The organism is Acinetobacter yuyunsongii (genome assembly GCF_041021915.1).
GTDB lineage: Bacteria > Pseudomonadota > Gammaproteobacteria > Pseudomonadales > Moraxellaceae > Acinetobacter.
Genome location: NZ_CP157435.1, coordinates 1,370,335 through 1,390,319, shown reverse-complemented (window position 1 = coordinate 1,390,319; position 19,985 = coordinate 1,370,335). Strand labels below are relative to the sequence as shown.

19 protein-coding genes and 6 pseudogenes are annotated in these 19,985 nt (G+C 37.7%); 11 read left to right on the top strand and 14 right to left on the bottom strand.

Going from position 1 to position 19,985, the window contains the following annotated elements; translation table 11 throughout:
• Positions 1 to 50 precede the first annotated feature (50 nt).
• Positions 51 to 1,211, top strand: a complete 1,161-nt coding sequence (locus ABLB98_RS06660; protein ID WP_348882987.1) for a cupin domain-containing protein — start codon at positions 51 to 53, stop codon at positions 1,209 to 1,211.
• Between the two features lie 109 nt (positions 1,212 to 1,320).
• Here the strand turns inward: ABLB98_RS06660 and ABLB98_RS06655 are convergent, their stop codons facing one another.
• Together ABLB98_RS06655 and ABLB98_RS06650 are read right to left on the bottom strand one after the other, a co-directional pair.
• Positions 1,321 to 2,349, bottom strand: a complete 1,029-nt coding sequence (locus tag ABLB98_RS06655; protein WP_348882997.1) for a transposase — start codon at positions 2,347 to 2,349, stop codon at positions 1,321 to 1,323.
• 73 nt (positions 2,350 to 2,422) lie between these two features.
• Positions 2,423 to 2,539: pseudogene (locus ABLB98_RS06650) on the bottom strand (IS5/IS1182 family transposase); the annotation flags it as partial.
• Between the two features lie 97 nt (positions 2,540 to 2,636).
• Between ABLB98_RS06650 and ABLB98_RS06645 the strand changes: the two are divergent.
• Both ABLB98_RS06645 and ABLB98_RS06640 read left to right on the top strand, forming a co-directional pair.
• On the top strand, positions 2,637 to 2,885 hold the full coding sequence (locus tag ABLB98_RS06645) for an IS630 transposase-related protein (protein WP_369028932.1): 249 nt from the start codon (positions 2,637 to 2,639) through the stop codon (positions 2,883 to 2,885).
• Between the two features lie 47 nt (positions 2,886 to 2,932).
• The gene (locus ABLB98_RS06640) at positions 2,933 to 3,220 is read left to right on the top strand and encodes a transposase (protein WP_369028936.1); all 288 of its coding nucleotides are present in this window, start codon (positions 2,933 to 2,935) and stop codon (positions 3,218 to 3,220) included.
• A gap of 22 nt (positions 3,221 to 3,242) precedes the next feature.
• On the opposite strand, the gene ABLB98_RS06635 is transcribed toward ABLB98_RS06640, so the two are convergent.
• On the bottom strand, positions 3,243 to 3,989 hold the full coding sequence (locus ABLB98_RS06635; RefSeq protein ID WP_004645384.1) for an IS5-like element ISAba31 family transposase: 747 nt from the start codon (positions 3,987 to 3,989) through the stop codon (positions 3,243 to 3,245).
• 82 nt (positions 3,990 to 4,071) lie between these two features.
• On the opposite strand from ABLB98_RS06635, the pseudogene ABLB98_RS06630 reads away from it, so the two are divergent.
• Positions 4,072 to 4,179: pseudogene (locus tag ABLB98_RS06630) on the top strand (transposase); the annotation flags it as partial.
• 113 nt (positions 4,180 to 4,292) lie between these two features.
• Here ABLB98_RS06630 and ABLB98_RS06625 read toward each other — a convergent pair.
• Together ABLB98_RS06625 and ABLB98_RS06620 are read right to left on the bottom strand one after the other, a co-directional pair.
• Complete coding sequence (locus ABLB98_RS06625; protein ID WP_348883639.1) at positions 4,293 to 4,556, bottom strand: transposase; 264 nt, start codon at positions 4,554 to 4,556, stop codon at positions 4,293 to 4,295.
• A gap of 163 nt (positions 4,557 to 4,719) precedes the next feature.
• Entirely contained in the window at positions 4,720 to 4,887 is a 168-nt protein-coding gene (locus ABLB98_RS06620; protein ID WP_369028935.1) for a transposase family protein, read from the bottom strand.
• Positions 4,888 to 5,344: 457 nt separating this feature from the next.
• On the opposite strand from ABLB98_RS06620, the pseudogene ABLB98_RS06615 reads away from it, so the two are divergent.
• Together ABLB98_RS06615 and ABLB98_RS06610 are read left to right on the top strand one after the other, a co-directional pair.
• Positions 5,345 to 5,909 (top strand): annotated as a pseudogene (locus ABLB98_RS06615) (TetR/AcrR family transcriptional regulator).
• A 480-nt stretch (positions 5,910 to 6,389) separates the two neighbouring features.
• Positions 6,390 to 6,701, top strand: a complete 312-nt coding sequence (locus tag ABLB98_RS06610) for a metalloregulator ArsR/SmtB family transcription factor (RefSeq protein WP_005215950.1) — start codon at positions 6,390 to 6,392, stop codon at positions 6,699 to 6,701.
• A gap of 48 nt (positions 6,702 to 6,749) precedes the next feature.
• Here ABLB98_RS06610 and ABLB98_RS06605 read toward each other — a convergent pair whose 3' ends face one another.
• The 3 genes from ABLB98_RS06605 to yaaA are packed head-to-tail and all read right to left on the bottom strand — an operon-like array spanning position 6,750 to position 8,444.
• The gene (locus ABLB98_RS06605) at positions 6,750 to 7,367 is read right to left on the bottom strand and encodes a metal-dependent hydrolase (RefSeq protein WP_348883641.1); all 618 of its coding nucleotides are present in this window, start codon (positions 7,365 to 7,367) and stop codon (positions 6,750 to 6,752) included.
• Positions 7,368 to 7,376: 9 nt separating this feature from the next.
• Entirely contained in the window at positions 7,377 to 7,640 is a 264-nt protein-coding gene (locus tag ABLB98_RS06600; protein WP_348883642.1) for a hypothetical protein, read from the bottom strand.
• 21 nt (positions 7,641 to 7,661) lie between these two features.
• Positions 7,662 to 8,444, bottom strand: a complete 783-nt coding sequence (yaaA, locus tag ABLB98_RS06595; RefSeq protein WP_348883644.1) for a peroxide stress protein YaaA — start codon at positions 8,442 to 8,444, stop codon at positions 7,662 to 7,664.
• Between the two features lie 124 nt (positions 8,445 to 8,568).
• Here yaaA and ABLB98_RS06590 point away from each other — a divergent pair, with 124 nt between their 5' ends.
• From ABLB98_RS06590 to ABLB98_RS06580, 3 genes and pseudogenes are all read left to right on the top strand, one after another.
• Positions 8,569 to 9,198, top strand: coding sequence for a hydrolase (locus ABLB98_RS06590; protein ID WP_348883645.1), 630 nt, complete (start codon positions 8,569 to 8,571; stop codon positions 9,196 to 9,198).
• Between the two features lie 28 nt (positions 9,199 to 9,226).
• Positions 9,227 to 9,658, top strand: coding sequence for a hypothetical protein (locus tag ABLB98_RS06585; protein ID WP_348883646.1), 432 nt, complete (start codon positions 9,227 to 9,229; stop codon positions 9,656 to 9,658).
• Positions 9,659 to 9,783: 125 nt separating this feature from the next.
• Positions 9,784 to 10,064, top strand: a pseudogene (locus tag ABLB98_RS06580) (DUF2157 domain-containing protein); the annotation flags it as partial.
• A 193-nt stretch (positions 10,065 to 10,257) separates the two neighbouring features.
• On the opposite strand, the gene pepD reads toward ABLB98_RS06580, so the two are convergent.
• The 4 genes and pseudogenes from pepD to pheA all read right to left on the bottom strand — a co-directional run bounded on the left by pepD (position 10,258) and on the right by pheA (position 15,841).
• Complete coding sequence (pepD, locus tag ABLB98_RS06575; protein WP_348883647.1) at positions 10,258 to 11,718, bottom strand: beta-Ala-His dipeptidase; 1,461 nt, start codon at positions 11,716 to 11,718, stop codon at positions 10,258 to 10,260.
• Positions 11,719 to 11,819: 101 nt separating this feature from the next.
• Positions 11,820 to 12,089 (bottom strand): annotated as a pseudogene (locus ABLB98_RS06570) (hypothetical protein).
• Between the two features lie 282 nt (positions 12,090 to 12,371).
• The gene (locus ABLB98_RS06565) at positions 12,372 to 14,621 is read right to left on the bottom strand and encodes a bifunctional prephenate dehydrogenase/3-phosphoshikimate 1-carboxyvinyltransferase (protein WP_348883648.1); all 2,250 of its coding nucleotides are present in this window, start codon (positions 14,619 to 14,621) and stop codon (positions 12,372 to 12,374) included.
• Positions 14,622 to 14,731: 110 nt separating this feature from the next.
• Positions 14,732 to 15,841 (bottom strand): prephenate dehydratase, encoded by a 1,110-nt coding sequence (pheA, locus tag ABLB98_RS06560; RefSeq protein ID WP_348883649.1) that lies wholly within the window; start codon positions 15,839 to 15,841, stop codon positions 14,732 to 14,734.
• A gap of 297 nt (positions 15,842 to 16,138) precedes the next feature.
• Here pheA and ABLB98_RS06555 point away from each other — a divergent pair.
• Positions 16,139 to 16,405 (top strand): annotated as a pseudogene (locus ABLB98_RS06555) (alpha/beta hydrolase); the annotation flags it as partial.
• 89 nt (positions 16,406 to 16,494) lie between these two features.
• Here the strand turns inward: ABLB98_RS06555 and ABLB98_RS06550 are convergent.
• Positions 16,495 to 17,640 carry an acyl-CoA dehydrogenase family protein gene (locus tag ABLB98_RS06550; protein WP_348883650.1) on the bottom strand — a complete coding sequence of 382 codons (1,146 nt, stop codon included), beginning with the start codon at positions 17,638 to 17,640 and terminating at the stop codon, positions 16,495 to 16,497.
• Positions 17,641 to 17,889: 249 nt separating this feature from the next.
• Between ABLB98_RS06550 and ABLB98_RS06545 the strand changes: the two genes are divergently transcribed.
• Positions 17,890 to 18,885, top strand: coding sequence for a glycosyl transferase family protein (locus ABLB98_RS06545; RefSeq protein ID WP_348883651.1), 996 nt, complete (start codon positions 17,890 to 17,892; stop codon positions 18,883 to 18,885).
• Between the two features lie 45 nt (positions 18,886 to 18,930).
• On the opposite strand, the gene ABLB98_RS06540 is transcribed toward ABLB98_RS06545, so the two are convergent.
• A complete protein-coding gene (locus tag ABLB98_RS06540) occupies positions 18,931 to 19,860 on the bottom strand; it encodes an IS5-like element ISAba10 family transposase (RefSeq protein WP_261632362.1) in 930 nt (309 codons plus the stop codon).
• Positions 19,861 to 19,985: the final 125 nt, after the last annotated feature.

Below are 19,985 nucleotides of genomic sequence, written 5' to 3'. Positions count from 1 at the left end.
CAACTCAATAGAGAATACACCATAATTTTTAAGTTGCTGGTCTCTTTGACATGTCTGAATCCTTAGCGGTACTCGGCGGTATTACCGCAGAACAATTCCTGAATGAATATTGGCAAAAAAAACCATTGTTAGTTCGCAATGCAATGCCTGAAATTATGGGTTTATTAGAACCCGAAGATGTCAAGGAACTAGCGCTAGAAGAAGATGTCAGTGCTCGCTTGATTCGTCAAAAAAATAAAAATCCAAATGAATGGCATGTAAAATCATCACCACTCACTAAAGGCGATTTCCAAAAGTTACCGAATCTTTGGACTATACTAGTTCAAGCGGTGGACCATTATTCTTTTGATATTGCTGAGCTCTGGAAAAAATTTCCATTTATTCCTCAATGGCGCCGCGATGACATCATGGTCTCTTATGCACCCAAAGGTGGCTCTGTTGGTAAGCACTTCGATTTCTATGATGTATTCCTTGTACAAGGGCATGGTCATCGCCGTTGGCAACTCGGTCAAATGTGTGATGAATCAACAGAGTTTGTTGCAGATCAACCATTAAAACTCCTTTCTCAAATGATTGTAAATTTTGATGAGGTACTCGCACCTGGCGATCTATTATATGTACCACCTGGTCTTGCTCATTATGGCGTTGCTGAAGATGATTGTTTGACTTTCTCATTTGGCTTCCGTATGCCAAATTTAGCTGAAATGACAGATCGACTCAGTGAACAATTCGCAAAAAACTCAGTCTTAACAAATCCTCTAGCGGATATTACTCGCATAAAAACGAATGCTATTGGAGAAATAAATAATACCGAGTTTTCTTATCTCAAGACTCAATTACTTGATTATCTCACTCAAGCACCAGAATTTGATGCTGCGATCATGGCATACATGAGTGAGTCTAAATATCCCAATAGCATTCCTGAGCCAGATGAAATTGTGGTAGATGATTTACTTGAAGTTATCAATGGCGGCTATCAACTTATTCTAGAACCTGCATCAAGATTGCTCTATAGACAACAAGATCAATTATTAGACTTTTGGGCAAATGGGGAAAATATCTGTATTTCTCAATCTTTCCAAGCACAACTGAAACAAATTGCAGATGGTGCAAGCTTAACATTTGATGAAGAATTTAATCATACGGATATTTTAGAAGATATCGTATTGTTGCTGAATCAAGCAGTTATTATGTTGCTACCACCTCATTAAGCCTGATACATCCTCTAATTAAAGTAGAAGTAGTTGCGACTATTTCTACTTTTATGATTTGACATAAATAATTAAAATTTTTTTATAATAGACTAGGACTTACGCACTATCATTTATAGATTCTCTGTGGTAGCAGATAATTTTTATCGACAATAAACTCATCAATGAAGTCTTTGATGATTGGTCTAAATAACTTCTTCTGCCAACGATATACATTTTCAAAGATCCGCTCAAACTGGTTCTTTTGTATCTCAACGTAGGCCATCAAGGCTGAAAAAATATGATTCAAAATCAGTTTAGATCGTCTTACTTGAAACTTTTCAATATGACAAACCTGTTTAATCACCCGGTGATATTGTTCTATTTTCCAATGACTTGAATGTAATTCATGAAAACCTTCAAAGGACAATAAATCATCTTCATCTTGATACACAATATAAAACGTCTGCTGTTCTTTTAACTGAGTCTTAAATAATTGTACAAAGCCAAAATCTTTGAGCCAGACCACTTGACCCTGATGGAAATCTGGCAATAAACGCAGTTGAAACCATTGTCCTTTTTCTGAGGAAACCTTACGGTTACAGTCGATACCAAACATAAATCGAATACCATATTTTCTTATGGTTTTTAGATTTCCAGTCGATGAATACCAACTATCACCTGTAATAAATTGAATCTTTGCACCCCAACTGAGTACTTCACTTAACATATCCATAAAGTAATCATTCTTGGTTTTACTTTCAGATTTGTCATAAATTCGGAAATTAATCGGAATATTTTGACCATTTTGATCTGTCGCATACAAGGTAATGAGATTAATACCCTTGACGGATCGGTGGTGTTTGCCTGACCAAAAATAGCTAACTAAGTCCATATGTTGACTATATGGTTTATCTAAAACAGTATCATCAATACTGACTATAAATTTATTATTATCAATATGTTGAATTGCTTCTTGATATAGGTCGTGAGGTGTGTAGTCTTCACGCTCTAGAAAGCGATTTACACTATCATACGAGATGTTATAAGTCTCGGCAAGTTGTGTGCAGCTAATAGAGTTCGGTTCTGTCATGAGAAAACCCATATAAATGGGTAGAGTACAAGTTGCTGTAGAAGCATGTTTAATTCGTCTGATCACAGATACTTTATAAAGCATTTTAATACTTTTTTGAATCTGTCAATGCGTAAGTCCTATAGACCTCTTTCATAAATCATTTTTTACTCAGCTCCAAGTTATAGATTCCAGCAATTAAATTGAATCTCAAACCGAGTCTTTTGCCTCTATTTCGATAACATTCGGCAAGGATCTTGAAGGTTTTCAGGCTGCCAAATATAGCCAAATCCTAAAAACTATAGAACAATAGAGATATGGGATATTCAAAAGATTTTAAAGACAAAGTCATAGAAATTATGATTCGAGATGAAATGTCTGTGCGAAAAGCAGCACAGCATTTTAACATCTGTATACAGACAATTCAGAACTGGAAAAAGTCCACTACAAACAAACCTATTCCTGACCGTCCAGCTAAAATTAGCAGAGAGCAAATATTGAAGGATGTTGAACAATATCCTGATGATTATCAGTATGAGCGAGCTGAACGTTTAGGAGTAAGTACTCATGCGGTATTTAATGCATTACATGCCGCAGGAATATCGCGTAAAAAAAGACGTTAAAGCATCCTAAAGCAGATCAAAATCAACGTCAGCAATTTCAAAATCTCATAGAGTGCTTAGAAGGGAAATTACCTCTGATTTACATAGATGAAAGTGGTTTTCAAAGTGAAAGTACCAGAACTCATAGTTATAGCCTCCAAGGAACACGTGCTGAAGGTAAATTTAACTGGCAGTTGAAGAATTGCAGTAATGTGATCGGTGCAATCATTGAAAATAGATTGCTGACAGTTGGTGTGTTTAATTGTTCAGTGAACACAGAAGTATTTGAATGTTGGATTGAACAGGATTTATTACCTAAGTTGAAAGAAAGCAGTGTTTTGATTAGGGTCTGTTGACATTTACTGTTCATAATTAACCCTATAAAGGTAGCCATAAAAATATACAGGCTAAAGCAACAGAACTTTGATAATTTCTTTTGAGCTTGTCATATCGAGTAGCTATTCCTCTAAATTGCTTTAGTCTACAAAACATATTTTCAACTAAATGCCTGATTTTATATAAATACCAGTCCATATGGTCATTGTTCGATTGGCTATTTGTTTTCTTTGGTATATTCGCTTTAGTCCCTGTTTTCCTGATCTGTTCACGCAGTGGTTCTGAATCATAGCCTTTATCTGCACATACCACTTTTGTCTCTTTTAAATCTAATGTTGATATTAAATCAGGTGCAACTTTAACATCATGTGTGGTTCCATCGGTAATCATGAAATCAATAGGATTGCCATGTGCATCAACAATCAAATGTATTTTTGAGGAGTTTCCTCCTACACTTTTAGAAATAGATTGATTCGCTATGCCGGCAGAATGTTGATGAGCACGTACATGAGAGCCATCAATAAAAATCCACTCCATATCGGGGCATGAGGCTAGTAATTTGAATAATCTAAGTAACTTACCGCTGCTTGACCAACGATTAAAACGTTTGAAAATAGAGTTTGAATGACCAAAACAACAAGGAATATCTCGCCACGGACAGCCTGTTCTAATTCTATAGAGAATAGCTTCAATAAAATTGCGTAAATTTGAGTTGTGGTGAATGGATAAATTACGCAGAATAACTTTCAACTTTTGCCAGTGTTGATCTGTCAGCATGGTACGAGGCATAGCGAATAGTAAAATTGGGTTTGGCGATTTGATTTTACTACTTCGCTATTTTTTTAAGCTAAAAGTGTCAACACACCCTATGGACAATGCGACCTTTCACAAAGGGAAAAGACTTCAGGAGTTGGTACGTTGTGCGGGCCATTACATTGTGTGGCTTCCTAGATATAGTCCAGATTTAAATCCAATAGATGAACGATATATCGTGCAAGGTGGTCGCGAGTCAAGGCGATTCGAAATAAGTTTAGAGTTAAAGATATTGATAAATTATTTAAAGATTACTGTAATGATTTATTTGGTATTTAGCTATACATGCTCAATACCCATTCTTCTTTTATTGATTGACTGATTATAGGTTTTTAGTTCAGAATTCAATTTACAGCGTCTTTTTGCTTTTAACGGCAATAGATTATTCGGATACAAAGTATAAATTCCCTGATAGCCTTTATCTGCAAGGATAAAAGCGCCAACAGGAATCTGGTTTAAATTCCGTTTGAACGACTCGAAATCATGCACTACACCGCGACTGGTATATAAACTCAGAATTTGCTGAGTTTTATCGTGAATCATGGCCTATACTTTGAAGGTATGGGTCTTTTTCTTACCGCTATAGCTTTTTTCTGTTTTTTAGGCCTTTGTATTGGAATTTCTGTGGCATCCACGATCACAACATTCCAGTCGATACCTTCGCCATCGGATAAATCTTTAGGTAAATTAAACAGATTGGACCCAATCAGGCAGTCTTCAACATGACGTAAATTCTTGATGCTGTGGGCTGTGAAACCCAGTAACTCGTAGCAACGTGAAATAAGGTTCGGTATTCCCGCCAATAGCTCAGACAGAGCAGAACCTGGTCTTCCAGGCTTAACTTGGGCGGTCTGCCTTTGGCAGGGACATGCATTTTCAATTGCTTAACCATTAAATAGAAGGTTGACTATGAGATGCCGGTGTATCGCTTGAACTGAGGATCAGAAAGCTTGTTTGAATCGATGTATTTCATCTGCAGATTATGCATGAATGCTAAAAAATCTGGGATGCAAATATTAACCAAGAAGAAGATCGTTTTTTGATTTATGAAAGAAGTCTATAATTTTAAATAAATGTGAATTAGTTTAAATTCATATTATAAAGTTATAAATCACCTTATAATTACTGTATTTTATTTAAATTAGTTTAATTAATTCATATATTTAACTAAAAAATAATGAATAAACTGTAAATTTAAAAATCAATTAAATAAATAATGTTATTTTTTCTATGATGTTTATTTTATACCATGTAAAATTCGTGCCAAAATTACATGATGGAATGCAAATAATACTCAGCTCATATTAGCAGAGAGCGAATGCGAGGCTTGTATGTCAAAAAAAGAAGATATTATTAACACAGCATTAAAACTTTTTAACTCGCATAGCTATAATTCGATTGGGGTTGATCGAATTATTAGTGAGTCAGGCGTTGCAAAAATGACATTCTATAAATATTTTCCATCGAAGGAAAAGCTTATTGAGGAATGTTTACTTCAACGTAATATTAACCTTCAAATCTCATTGAATGAAACATTAGCTCAATGTGATCAATCAAATTATTTAGAGCAAATTGAATCGATATTCAAATGGTACAATGCCTGGTTCCAAAGCGAAGACTTTAACGGCTGTATGTTCCAAAAAGCACTTGAAGAAGTGATTATAATTTACCCTTCAACTCTTGAACCTGCGACACAATATAAAATATGGCTAACAGCCTTGATCCAAAACTTACTGACTCATTTAGATATTCGAAGCCCGACACACTTAATTAATCGTAAGTATTTTAGATGGAATCACCATCCAAGCGCATGTAAATAAAAACTCTGTTGAAATGAGTGAGTATTGGACTCGCGTAGAACATTTAATTAATTTTGAAAAGCAAATAACATCATAAAATTCTCAGAAAGCTGAGTTAAAAAAATAATATGAAATTGAAAGTGTAAAAAATAAAGCGTGATTTATAGTTATTATTGTGGCTCACGCTTGCGTCTGAGTTGTAAAAAGAATAATAAAAATATTACCCTCTGGCGGTCGTACAAATTGCACATCCCGATCCTTCTTATTAAGACAGATCTTTCTGTCTTGTTCTTTATTATATACATTTTTCCTGAAAGTACAAATAAAATTTTAAAAATTTTTATATTTATTAATTAAATTAATTACATAATTTTATTTTTTATAAAATTTTAACAATTTCTAACATTGCTAAAAATATCTAAACTCTCAAATTTTAAATTCTAAGCGTTATTAATGATAAATATAAGTTTCACTGATATAGATATTCACAAAAAACCATTGTATTTTTCAAGTTTTAATACATTTTTATGTTTTTCTCACCTTATACTAAGTTCGGCTTGAATGTAGTGAGAAAAGTATGCAAAAGGATATAGAGATCAACGTGATGAGAGAGTCTGCAAGCTCTATTGTCAATGTACTTAAGTCTTTGGCAAACACAGATCGCTTAATTATTTTATGTCATTTAGCCAAACAAGAATTAAATGTGTCTCAAATTGAAGAAGCTACTCATATCCTACAACCTACCCTGTCACAACAGCTTATGATGTTAAGAAAAAGTAATGTAGTTTCTACACGTCGGGATGGAAAGCAAATCTTTTATTCAATTAGTGACCCTAAGTTACAGGTTGTTTTAACAACGCTTTATGAAAATTATTGTCCTAATATCTGAATTTTACTAAAGAAAGATTATTAGAGAATTATTGAAATTCTTGATTCTCTAAAAAAGGTTAAATTTTAAGTTCTCTTTCGCCCTTTGCTCAAAATTCTGTTGAAAATATTTAGTTTGATACAGCGGTTCTGTCTGATAAAAATGTGCTAGAACTTGTTTTCTTTTAATCAAATAAATATCTGGATATACCCAAGCATATTCCTGCTGAATCTGCTGTTCATATTCCGTAAAACGCTCAGGTGAAGCTGCTAGAATCGCCAAATCAATATCCAGTAAAAACTGTAAATCTAGTTCATTCGTTGCTTCATGCTTTTGCGTGACAAGAATCCATCGCTTAATCTTTTGAACAATATCAAATGATAAATCTTGAGCCAAATACTGCTCGAACAGCTCAGCACTTTTAAGTTCATTATCTTTGGCTTGTGGGTCATAAACTGCATCATGGAACCAGAGCGCCAATGCTACAGCATCCGCGTCATTTAAATCAGCTCGAATCGAGTCAAGCAAAGCCAAACACTCATATAAATGTTTCAGCGTATGATAAGCCCGTTGCTTTTCACTGTAGGCAGCAATCAACTTATTAAAAACTTTCTGCGGCTCTGAAAAATGATAATGCTGATGGAGCTCAAACCATGATTTTTCTAATGTAGATAAATACAGCGGCATTGCTCATCCTCATTGGATTTCTTTATTCAGCCACTTTGCCAGTAATTCAGCATCTTTACGTTCTAGAAAAAGCTGATACAAGGTACAGGAGCCAAACTCATGTTTTAGTTCTTGCTGGCGTACAGGATGATTACCAAATCGAAAACGTCTGGTTCCATCACGATCTAAAGGTAGCGCATATACCCCATAACTCCGCGGTTCTGTCAATTGCTCTTTAATCCGGACTTGATCAGACGATATCGCGTGTTTTAATAAATGTTCTTTGGTTAACATCCCACCCTGCCCAAGGTAAATCTAAGCTGCGTGTTGCTCATCTCGCTTAAAGACCAATTCTTTATTCGATGAACTTTCAGCATCAAAGTAGTACCCTTCACTATCAAATGCTTTTAATTGTTCTACTTGGCTTAATTTATTTTCAATCAAGTATCTCGCCATCAGGCCACGCGCTTTTTTCGCATAGAAACTAATAATTTTATACTTTCCGTTCTTCTGATCCAAGAATACAGGCTTGATAATTTCTGCCTGAATTTTCTTTTCATTCACAGATTTATAATATTCGTCAGAGGCCAAATTTACCAACACTTTTGCATCAATTTCAGCTAAATCCTGGTTAATTTGATCGGTGATAATACTGCCCCAAAATTCATATAGATTTTGACCACGGCTATTCTTTAGTTTAGTTCCCATTTCCAAACGGTATGGCATCATCAAATCCAACGGACGCAATAAGCCATAAAGACCAGATAACATACGCAAATGCTGCTGGGCAAAATCAATCTCTCGGTCTTTTAGGTGATAAGCATCTAAACCTGTGTACACATCGCCTTTAAATGCAAATAATGCCTGACGTGCATTAGAAAAATCAAAATCTGCATTCCAGTCACGAAAGCGCTCTACATTTAAGTTAGCTATTTTCTCACTCACCGTCATCAATGATGCGATTTCACTCGCAGAAAGCTTGCGACAAACATCAATTAATTGTTGAGATTGCGCCAACAAACGAGGCTGAGTATATGTATCAGTCGGTAATGTAGTTTCATAATCTAGTGTTTTCGCTGGAGAAATTAAAGCAAGCATAATCAATCAGAATAAATTTATCTTGGTGAAACTATATCAGTTGATAATTTTTAATGCCAATTCGTGTTCTCGTTCAGTTTTATCGGTAAAATAGTGGATTCTTCCATTATCCATTGCGTATCTTATGTCTGAGCAAGTATTCATCCAAGGTCCTGTTGGTCAAATTGAAATGTTTGTAGATCAACCCCAAGGTGAAATCACAGGTTTTGCTGTCGTCTGCCATCCACATCCTTTGCAAGGTGGTACACCGCATCATAAAGTTCCTGTACTACTGGCTCAGATTTTTAATGAGATGGGATGCGTGGTTTACCGTCCTAGCTTCCGTGGCTTAGCTGGCAGTGAAGGTACACATGATCAAGGTCATGGTGAAACAGATGACATTATGGCAGTGATTGAATATGCCCGTGAGAAGCATGCAGGTTTAACCTTCTATGCAGGTGGTTTTAGCTTTGGTTCACATGTACTGGCAAAATGCCAAGCACAACTCAGCGAAGAATTACGTCCGAAGCAATTAGTGTTATGTGGCTTGCCAACAGGCTCAGTGATTGACTTACGCCACTACACAACCCCAGCAATTGATGGCAATATCTTATTTGTACATGGCGAACAAGATGACATCACCTTACTTTCAGATATGATTGCTTGGGCAAAACCACAAAAACATCCGATCACGATTTTGCCAGGTGCAAACCATTTCTTTACAGGTTATCTAAAACAGTTACGCCAAGTGATTGCTCGCTTTTTAAAACTGTAGACTTAAATAGAAAAACAGGACATTGACAGTGAAAAAGGATTTTTACATCATCAATCTAAAAAAAACACTTTATATTGCACATGAATTGCACAAACGAGGATTTGAATCTTTATATGTTGAACCCTCTCTATCTCCTTCTGGTTGTTATTGGAGATGTTCTTTTTTGAATAGCCATAAAAATGCATCTACCATTATTATTTCTAGCTGGATTCAAAAAAATAGAGATATCCGCAAAACAGAAATCACTCAAGATATTACTGAGCTGACTGAGCTATTTATTCAACAACATCAAGAGTTTTTAAACCAATGCAAAAATAAGAATTCTGTCTATATTGAGTGGTATCAAAATATGCTTAATTGTTTAACTATTGAAGAGCTGCCTTATGCCTATTCAGATTTCCACCATGAAAGCAATTATTGGATGACAACAAAAGATCAAAAAATACCCATTTTCAAATAATAAAATCAAATATTAACCATTGAAACATATAATAAAATATTCATTCGATTACTAAAAGAAATACTCCTAACGCCCCATTTCTGCTTTATCAATATCGATAAAATGAGCATTTGGATTTTTTAATAATGAAATTAAATAAAAAACAGGGACTTTTTTAAAGCAAACTATTGAATATTGGCAACAACAAGGCACGATTACGCCCGATTTTGCCAATGATTTAAATCAAAGTTCTTCGATTCGACCTTTTGACTGGGAACGTTTGGCAAAATACTCATTCTGGATTTTCATGATTTACGCCGTGATTGCGATTGCTGCAATGACAGCCGATAAGTTCTTAATGGAACTGATCGAAAAAATCTTTATTGACTCTAAAATCATCCCTTGTCTGATTTTTGCTGCAGTTGCGGTGGCCAATGTAGGCCAACACTACGGTAAGCCTGTGCTATTCATAATTAACACACCGCAAATGTATAAACACGGCTTTGAGTTTTATCAAACAGAAAATGGTGTTTGGCTAACAATACATGTACCAACACAATATTTATCACTGATTGATCAGACCAAGACAGGATGATCGGTCTGATCTCAGGATTAATTCGTTACTTCACACTTTCCAGTGCAGTCACCAGTAACTTCCAGCATTTATCTACAGTATCTACTTTCACACGCTCACCTGGTGCATGTGCCCCTTGAATATCAGGGCCAAACGACACCATCTGTAAATCAGGATAATGTTCCGCAATAATGCCACACTCCAAACCTGCATGAATGACTTTTAGATTAGGTTCAATATCAAATGCAGATTGATAAGCTTGTTGTAAGCATTTTAATGCAGCCGATTCTGGATTCGGTGTCCAACCTGATACTAAAGGCGTTAATTCAGATAGAATTTCAAAACTGGCAAAGTGCTGTTGAATCTTTTGAGCAAATGCTACTGCTTCTTGATTCACCATCGAACGAACCATAATTAAGGTTTTCGCTTCATCTTTGGTCAATTTGACCACACCAATATTATTCGAAGTCTCAACCACATCAGCTAAAGCGCTACTCCACTGGGCAATCCCGTATGGACAACTTGCCAATGCTTGCAACCAAGCTTGCTGTTGCTGCAATGTTATAACTTCATTTATCGGGTTAGCATTTTGCTGTAAGCTGATCTGTAGCTGATCATCAATGTTCTGTAACTTTTGTTGCCATTCAGTTTGTGCCACAGCAACGGTATTTTCCAACGCGGGTAATTGCTCTGCTTTAATAGCAATGGTTGCCACAGCTTCACGCGGGATGGCATTGCGTGCCGATCCACCGACAAACTCAACCAATCGGCCATTGGATGGTGCCAAATAATCATTGAGGAAATGGGCTAGAATGACATTTGCATTCCCACGACCTAAATGAATATCAACCCCAGAATGACCACCTTTCAAAGCTGATACCAGTAAATCTACAAAGATTAAATCACTTGGTGCTGTTTCATATTCAAGTGTCTGTCCCACTTCTAGGTCAATACTGCCTGCACAGCCAAGATACAGCTCACCCCATTCTTCGGTATCAATATTGAAAAGCCACTGTCCAGTTAACACGCCTGACTCAAGCAAACGAGCACCACTCATTCCTGCTTCTTCATCAATGGTCAACAGGACTTCAATCGGCCCATGAGCAATATCATTTGATTCTAATACCGCCATTGCAAGTGCAACGCCAATGCCATTGTCAGCACCAAGCGTGGTATTTTCAGCAATCAGCCAACCATCTTTTAAGACTGGTTGAATTGGATCTTTAAAAAAATCATGCTGGGTACCACGATTGGCTTGTGTCACCATATCCAGATGACCTTGCAAAATCACACCAGCAGCCTGTTCTTTACCCGTAGTTGCCGCTTTTCGAATAATTAGGTTACCAATGTTATCGACATAGGTTTCCAAATTGCGCTGTTCTGCCCAATTTTTTAAATGCTGTCTTAACCGTTGTTCATGTTTAGATGGTCGAGGAATTGTACATAAGGTCTCAAAATGCCGCCAAACTACTTGTGGAGATAATTTAGAAAAATCGACCTGTATCATGCACCAATACTCTCAAATAAAGTGTTTAAACGAATATACACCATACACCTAAATGGCGATGCTTAAATCACTTTATTTAAGATTTTATTGGCAAAATCGTCTTAGCTTTTCCATACAAATTGAGAAAAGCTATGCTCTGCTTTTAAGCTATTTTCTACGGCTTGAGCCAACTGTCGGATAATACTTTGCGTTTCGATTCGTTCAAACCAAGCTTGTTCTTGCTGTGAATTGGCAGAGATTTCACAGAGAATAATGTTCTAATTGTTTATGGAGTAGCGCTGCAACATATTCTTGCGTGATATAGCATTCATTTGGTGGATGATAATTACCTCATGTTTAGGGCAATCTGCTATAAATTGCAATGTTTTCATGGTATTCCCTCTATTTTTATTTTTTTAGCTGGATCGCAGCATAAAATCGACTCGTACGGTAAGAATGATTATATATATACAATTGTCTTTAATTGATTAGACGATTGTGTTAGTTATTTTACTAAATTGATAAATTTAGACCTAATTAGATATGTACATGGCCAAACTCATCATTTTCATTATTTATACGTTTTATGTTTGCACCTAACAACTTATTTTTATGTATAAACAAATAAAAAATGCAGCATTTAGCTATTCTAAATACTGCATTTCTCAATTCGTTTACTGATTTACAACTTGTAAATCTAAACCTGCTGAGTTTGCTAGCTCAGTAAAGGTTGGAAAACTAGTTGCAACCGTTTCCGTACCATGAATCGTGATGTTACCTGAAGTACGTAAACCTGCGATACTGAAACTCATGGCAATACGATGATCATGGTGAGATTCAATTTCACCGCCAGCAAAGATTGCCGACCAGTCACCTGACTTGCCTTTACCTTCAATGATGATGCCATCTTCTGTTGGCGTACAATCAATGCCCATGATTTTCAAGCCATCAGCCATCACTTGAATACGGTCAGACTCTTTGACACGAAGTTCAGCTGCACCCGTTAATACGGTTTGACCTTCTGCACATGCAGCCGCAATGAATAATGCTGGGAATTCATCAATTGCTAAAGGTACTTGATCTTCAGGCATATGAATGCCCTTCAATGTTCTTGAACCTTTGATATGAATATCTGCAATCGGTTCACCGCCTGCAATACGTTCATTCTCAACAGTCAGATCAGCGCCCATTTGCTTGAGAATTTCGATCACGCCAGTACGGGTTGGGTTGATGCCCACTGCTTCAAGGATCACATCGGCACCTTCAGTAATGGCAGCACCCACCATAAAGAATGCAGCAGATGAAATATCCGAAGGCACTTGAATATCTGTACCAACTAATTTACCACCACCCACAAGCGAGATTTTATTTCCTTCAGTTTTCACATCATAACCGAAAGCACGCAGCATACGTTCAGTATGATCACGGGTCGGTTCAGGTTCCGTCACTGAAGTTTCACCAGCAGCCCATAAGCCTGCCAATAAAATTCCTGATTTCACCTGAGCTGATGCCATTGGTAAATCGTATTGAATCCCTTTAAGGGCTTGACTACCCGTGATACTCACTGGTGGCGTACCTTTTTCACCTGTGGTTTGGATTTGTGCACCCATTTCACGAAGTGGCTTAGCAATACGCTCCATTGGACGTTTCGACAATGACGCATCACCTGTCATCACCGAGTCAAATTTTTGTGCAGACAACATACCTGATAGCAAACGCATACTAGTACCAGAGTTACCCATATACAACGCGCTCGCTGGTGCTTTTAAGCCTTGCATACCCACGCCATGAATCGTGACTTCACCATTCTTAGGCCCTTCAATGCTCACGCCCATATCACGGAAAGCCTGCAAAGTTGCAAGTGCATCTTCACCTTCCAAGAAGCCTGTCACATGCGTTGTGCCTTCAGCAATCGCACCAAACATGATTGAGCGATGTGACACAGACTTGTCACCCGGTACGGTGAATTTACCTGTAAATGTTTTCTTTCCCGGTAAAATGGTAAATTGCTGTGTCACCTTGTTTTTCTCCATCAAAGGTTTTTTGGCCAACATATGGTTAAAGTGCTGACGTGCTGCTTGAGCATGCCCGAGCAGTCCCATCAACGTTTGCGAATCTTCCTGTGCAATCAATTTCTTTAAAATCGACAATTGCTGTTCAAAGCCATCAACAGCATTTAAAATTGCCGTTTTATTGGCAAAGAAAATGTCATGCCACATCTGTGGGTCACTAGCCGCAATACGCGAGAAGTCACGAAAACCTCCAGCAGCATAGCGGAAAATATCTAAATTATCTTCACGATTTGCCAGTTGCTCAACCAGATTGAATGCCATCAAATGCGGTAAATGACTGGTATGTGCCAACACTTCATCGTGCTTAGTGACATCCATGCAAATCACTTCTGCTTTTGCTGCAGACCAAAGTTGAATCAGTTTTTCAACCGCCCAATCGGCACTGGTCGGAAGTGGTGTCAAGATCACTTTATGATTGACGAATAAATCAACTTTACCCGCATGTACACCTGTATGTTCTGCACCTGCAATCGGATGACCCGGTACAAAACCGACTGGTAAATTTTCACCAAATACTGCTTTTGCAGCTTCAACCACATTGCCTTTGGTACTGCCCACATCGGTAATAATGGCATTGTCTGCAAGATAAGGCTTAATCTGTTCAAGTACTTTTTGCGTTGCGCGAACAGGCAAAGCTAAAACAATTAAATCGGCATCCCGAACTGCTTCTTCAGGCGTTGCATAACCGTGTTGAATAAGACCGAGTGCCTTGGCATCTTCTAATGTTTTTTTTGAGCGTGTTGAAGCCACAATTTGAGATGCAAGTTGTTCTGCCACAATCACACGAGCAAGACTCGACCCAATCAGCCCAAGCCCAATAAATGCAACTTTCTTAAATAATGGTTGAGACATAAAACATATTTGCCTATGTAAAAATCTCCCCTAACCCCTCTTTAAAAAGAGGGGAAACTCCTCCCTTTTTAAAGGGAAGCTGGGAGGGATTCAAAATACAATAAATAGAACTATAAAACAGCGATTGGATATGAGCCGAGGACACGTAACTCTTTTACTATTGGACGGATTTCTTCCAATGCAGCCGCAACATTTTCCTGACCGATATGTCCTTCTAAATCGATAAAGAACACATAAGCCCATTTCTCAGGCAATGCTGGACGCGTTTCAATACTGGTCAAGCTAATTTTATGCTTGGCAAATGGCGCAAGAATCTCCAACAAAGCACCTGCACGGTCATGCGCAGAGATTAATAGAGAGGTTTTATCATTACCACTTTGAGGAATCTTTTCACGACCAATCACAAGGAAACGAGTGGTATTTTCAGGGTTATCTTCGATATTGCTATGTAAAATCTCAAGATTGTACATACTTGCTGCAATATCAGATGCAATCGCAGCAGAATGCCATTCATTACGAATACGGCGTGCTGCTTCAGCATTTGAATTCAGTGCAACACGCTCTACGCCTGGATAATGCGCATCTAACCATTTACGGCATTGTGCCAAGGTTTGTTGATGTGCATAAATCTGCTTAATGCTGTCTTTACGGGTATTTTCAGATACAAGGAATTGATGATGAATACGTAGTTCAACTTCACCAATCACATTGACTGTCGACGATTTAAAGCAATCGAGAGTATGGTTCACAATCCCTTCTGATGAGTTCTCTACGGGAACCACACCATAATGTGCGCTGCCTGCTTCAACTTCACGGAACACTTCATCAATAGTTGGCAATGGACGTACAACGGCATCTTTACCAAAATGCTTTAACACAGCCGAGTGGGTATAAGTGCCTTCAGGCCCAAGGAATGCAATACTTTGTGGTGCTTCAAGTGCCAAACATGCTGACATAATTTCACGGAACAAACGCGCCATGGTTGCATCAGATAAAGGACCTTGGTTACGCTCCATGACTTTACGTAACACCTGAGCTTCACGTTCTGGACGATAAAACAGCGGATTTTCTTCGGATGCAAACTTCGCTTTGGCTACCGCTTCTGCAAGCGTTGCACGGCGATTAAGTAACTCTTGGATTTGTTGATCAACACTATCAATATCGTTACGAATTTGTTCTAAATTAAGTGAATTCGATGTATTTTGTCCATCGTTTACCATTGGAATGCAGCCTCAGCAAAATCATCTATAAGAATGGATTACAATTCATCTGTGAATTGATTATCCGAGCTAGTATAACAACACTTTAAACTATTAAACACGCTGAGTTTTAACTCTTTTTATTACCAAACTTTATTGATAATGATTTTCATTATATATTGCTAGCAAAATTTTAATGTTCGCAAATAAATTATGATTAAACAATTTGGTATTTTGACTTTTTCTCTGCTCATTGACACAACATTGTCTTTTGCACAACCGACGAGTACCAGTACAAACAAGCAGCACTTAAAAGTACAAAATACAATGCTGATGACCACAGTGGGTACACATGAACATGGTCGAAGTCCAACACCAGACGCTGAATCCTTGCAGAAGCAGAATAACTTCTATCAAAACTTTAATCAGCAACGTTCAAAGCATTTCTTGTTCTGGAATTATCGACATCCAGCAGAGCAGCATTTAACTAATCTCTATGCCAGTTTACCCAAAGCGATTATGTTGGCAGGTTGTATGGATCATAAAAGTTGTTCCGCATTATTTGATAATCCAGTCACTCCTTGATCTTAAAAACATCACTACAAATAAAAAGACTGAATCAAATTTATTGATTCAGTCTGAAATCATCTGCTAAATAGAGATGATTTTTGTGCTTAAGACTTACCAATCAATCCACGTGCAACGATTTCTTTCATAATTTCGTTGGTACCACCATAAATACGTTGGATACGCGCATCAACGAAGAAACGTGAAATTGGATATTCTGTCATATAGCCATAGCCACCAAATAATTGAAGTAAATTATCGGCTACTTTCATTTGCATATCGGTACTAAAGCTTTTTAATGCCGCTGCGGTTTCTACATCCAACTTGCCCTCATTATACAAAGCAACGTTTTGGTTATAGAAAGCGGCTGTTGCTAATTCATCAATTTTTGCTTGAGCCAATACAAAACGTGTATTTTGAAATTGAGCAATTGCTTGACCAAATGCCTGACGCTCTTTCACATATTGGGTCGCAAGATCAATTGAGCCACGAATTGCTCCCAAAGAGGTCGCTGCGATTGCAGTACGCTCACGTGGTAATTCCTGCATCAAGTAAGCAAAACCTGAACCTGCATTGCCCAATAACTGGTCTTTAGGTACTTTCACATTATCAAAGAACAATTCAGAGGTATCTTGTGAATGCAGACCAATTTTGTCTAAGTTCGTGCCCTTTTTAAAGCCTTCCAAATGTGTATCAACCAATAATAAAGACACACCTTTAGCACGTGCTTGTGGATCAGTTTTGACTGCTAGAACAACAACGTCAGCATGCTGACCATTTGAAATAAAGGTTTTTGAACCGTTTAACACATAATGATCATCTTGCAAAATTGCATTAGTACGCATTGCCTGTAAATCAGAACCAGCTCCTGGCTCAGTCATACCAATCGCACCAACAACTTCGCCAGAAACCATTTTTGGCAACCAGTACTGCTTTTGTTCTTCAGTTCCGATATGTTGAATATACGGTGCCGCAATTTCAGAATGACAAGAAATTGCGGTTGATAATGCGCAATAACCCGCACGTGCAGATTCTTCAACTAACATTAATGAATAATGGGTTGGTACACCATAACCACCATATTCTTCTGGTACATCTACACAGAGAAAGCCATTTTCACCCAATGAAGACCAAACTGAACGTGGCATAATGCCTTCGCGTTCCCACTGATCATAATGAGGTGCAATTTGCTCGCTCATAAAACGTTTAAAGTTATCACGGAAGAGTTCCAAATCTGCATCGTAAGCTAACATCATTATTTCCTTTCGCTTTCATTGTTTTTAAAAATTCGATTTGCAGCCATGCTAATGATTTTTAGATTGGATGTCATGTTCCGTTTACATCAAATCACTAGACTGATTCGGTCAATAATTTTATTTGCACTCTGCATAAGCAAACGCTAATTGTTTATTGATTAGACAGCTCCTCATATTTTTTTACGCTAAATACGTCACTTTTATGTCATATTCCTTTTATTGTTGGCGAAGACTTCTCATACGATCATGAATACAAAACGAAATATTTATAAAACTGTAGAACATCCCTTTGCTCAGTATGTTCGTATCTTGGGTAAAGGGAAAACAGGTTCTCGTTCGCTCAGTTATGAAGAAGCCTATCAAGCATTTAGCATGATTTTAAAAGATGAAGTCTTGGATGTTCAGTTGGGTGCATTCTTAATGCTTTTACGTGTTAAGGAAGAATCTGTCGATGAATTGGCTGGTTTTGTTCAAGCCACACGTGATCAACTCAATTTTCAGCCACTTGATGTCGATCTTGACTGGTCATCATATGCAGGCAAGCGTAAGCACTATCCGTGGTTTTTATTGGCGGCATTAACACTGGCTCATCATGGCTATAGAGTTGTGATGCATGGCGCATCGGGTCATACCATTAACCGTGTTTATACGGAACAAGTTCTACAATACTTAGGCTATTCTATTTGTGAGAATGAGCAAGATGTCCGTAAACAACTTGAACAACATAATTTTGCATTTTTGCCACTTGAAGCCATTTCACCAATTCTGAGTGAATTGATCTCACTCCGCAATGTGATGGGTTTACGTTCTCCAATTCACACCCTTGCTCGTTTGATTAATCCATTTAATGCCAAAGCCACTTTACAAGCAATTTTCCACCCTGCTTATCGGACTTCTCATCAACACACCGCTTTTCGTTTAGGCTATCAAAATAGTGCTGTGATTAAAGGTGAAGGTGGTGAGTTTGAGCGCAATCCTGATGCCAAAACCTTAATTTGTGGGATTAAAAATGGTGAGCTATATGAACATGAGCTACCAAAATTAACACCTGACCGTAGTCCGATTGAAGAAGAACTTGATCTTGCAGTATTTAAAGCAGTTTGGCTCGGTGAGCAAAAGCATGAATATGGCGAAATGGCAGTGATCGAAACCATGGGAATCGCTTTGTATACCATGGGTGCTGTGAATAGTTATGATGAAGCAATGATTAAAGCGAAAGCGCTTTGGGACAATCGTTTTTAAACGGCTTTGTTGCACAAATAGACGAAAGGTAGAATCTTCAGATATTTATGCAACAGCCACCGTTTTAGCTGTACCAAGTTGAGTAAATTTATTCAAAATATCGACTCTTATTTGCAAGTCAACCACCTGACGATTAAAGCATCGACTAGATACACCTTGTCCAAGTCGTTTCAAGGCAAACATTTTAGCCTCTATTCTGGATCGTCGATGATAACCAATATCTCGTTTCCACTGCTTTTGACCCTTGTCCCAACAGCCTTGTACTGCATGATTCCTTGCTTTACCAATTTCATTTTCTACCCATAAAGCAGCATTGGAACGAGGAGGGATAATTACATTTGCTTGCCGTTTCAAAATCGCATCATAACAATTCACTGTGTCATAAGCACCATCAGTCGTGACAGATGCAATGGGTTCATCAATTTGATCTAAAAGAGGTGGGAGCATTTCAGCATCACCATATTGGCAGGTCGTGACTTCAACCGCTTGTATTTCTCCACTGTTTGCATCTGTCGCAAGATGTAATTTCAGCCATTGACGATGTTGGTTTACGCCATGTTTTTTACGCACCCATTCCCCATCGCCTGTAACTTTGATCCCTGTGCTATCAACTAAAATATGCAAGTCTTCCTGTGGATTTTTTGCTGATTTATGTAGAAGTGGCTGGAGCTTATCTGCTCGCCGACTCAATGTTGAGAAGTCTGGAACATTCCAGTCGAGGTGAGCCATTTGAAAAAGGCTTTGAATGAAACCTTGTGTTTGGCGTAAAGCCAGTTGGAACAGGTTTCGTATCGTCAGGGCAAATTGAATTGCTATATCAGTGTAGGTAGGTTGACGTCCTTTTTTTCCACTAGGTGTTGCAGACCATTGCATTTGGGGATCAAACCAAATGGTGAAAGCACCCCGTTGACGTAAAGCCTGATTGTACTCAGACCAGTTCGTTGTTTTATATCGGCTTTTTGATTCTGTATTCATCTAACATGTATGGGGATGAAATTTATTTATGCAACAAAGCCTTTTTAAACCAAAAAATAAATAAGGTGATTTTTTAAATCACCTTTTCTACAAAACTATATCTTTTTGATCCTAAAAATAAAATA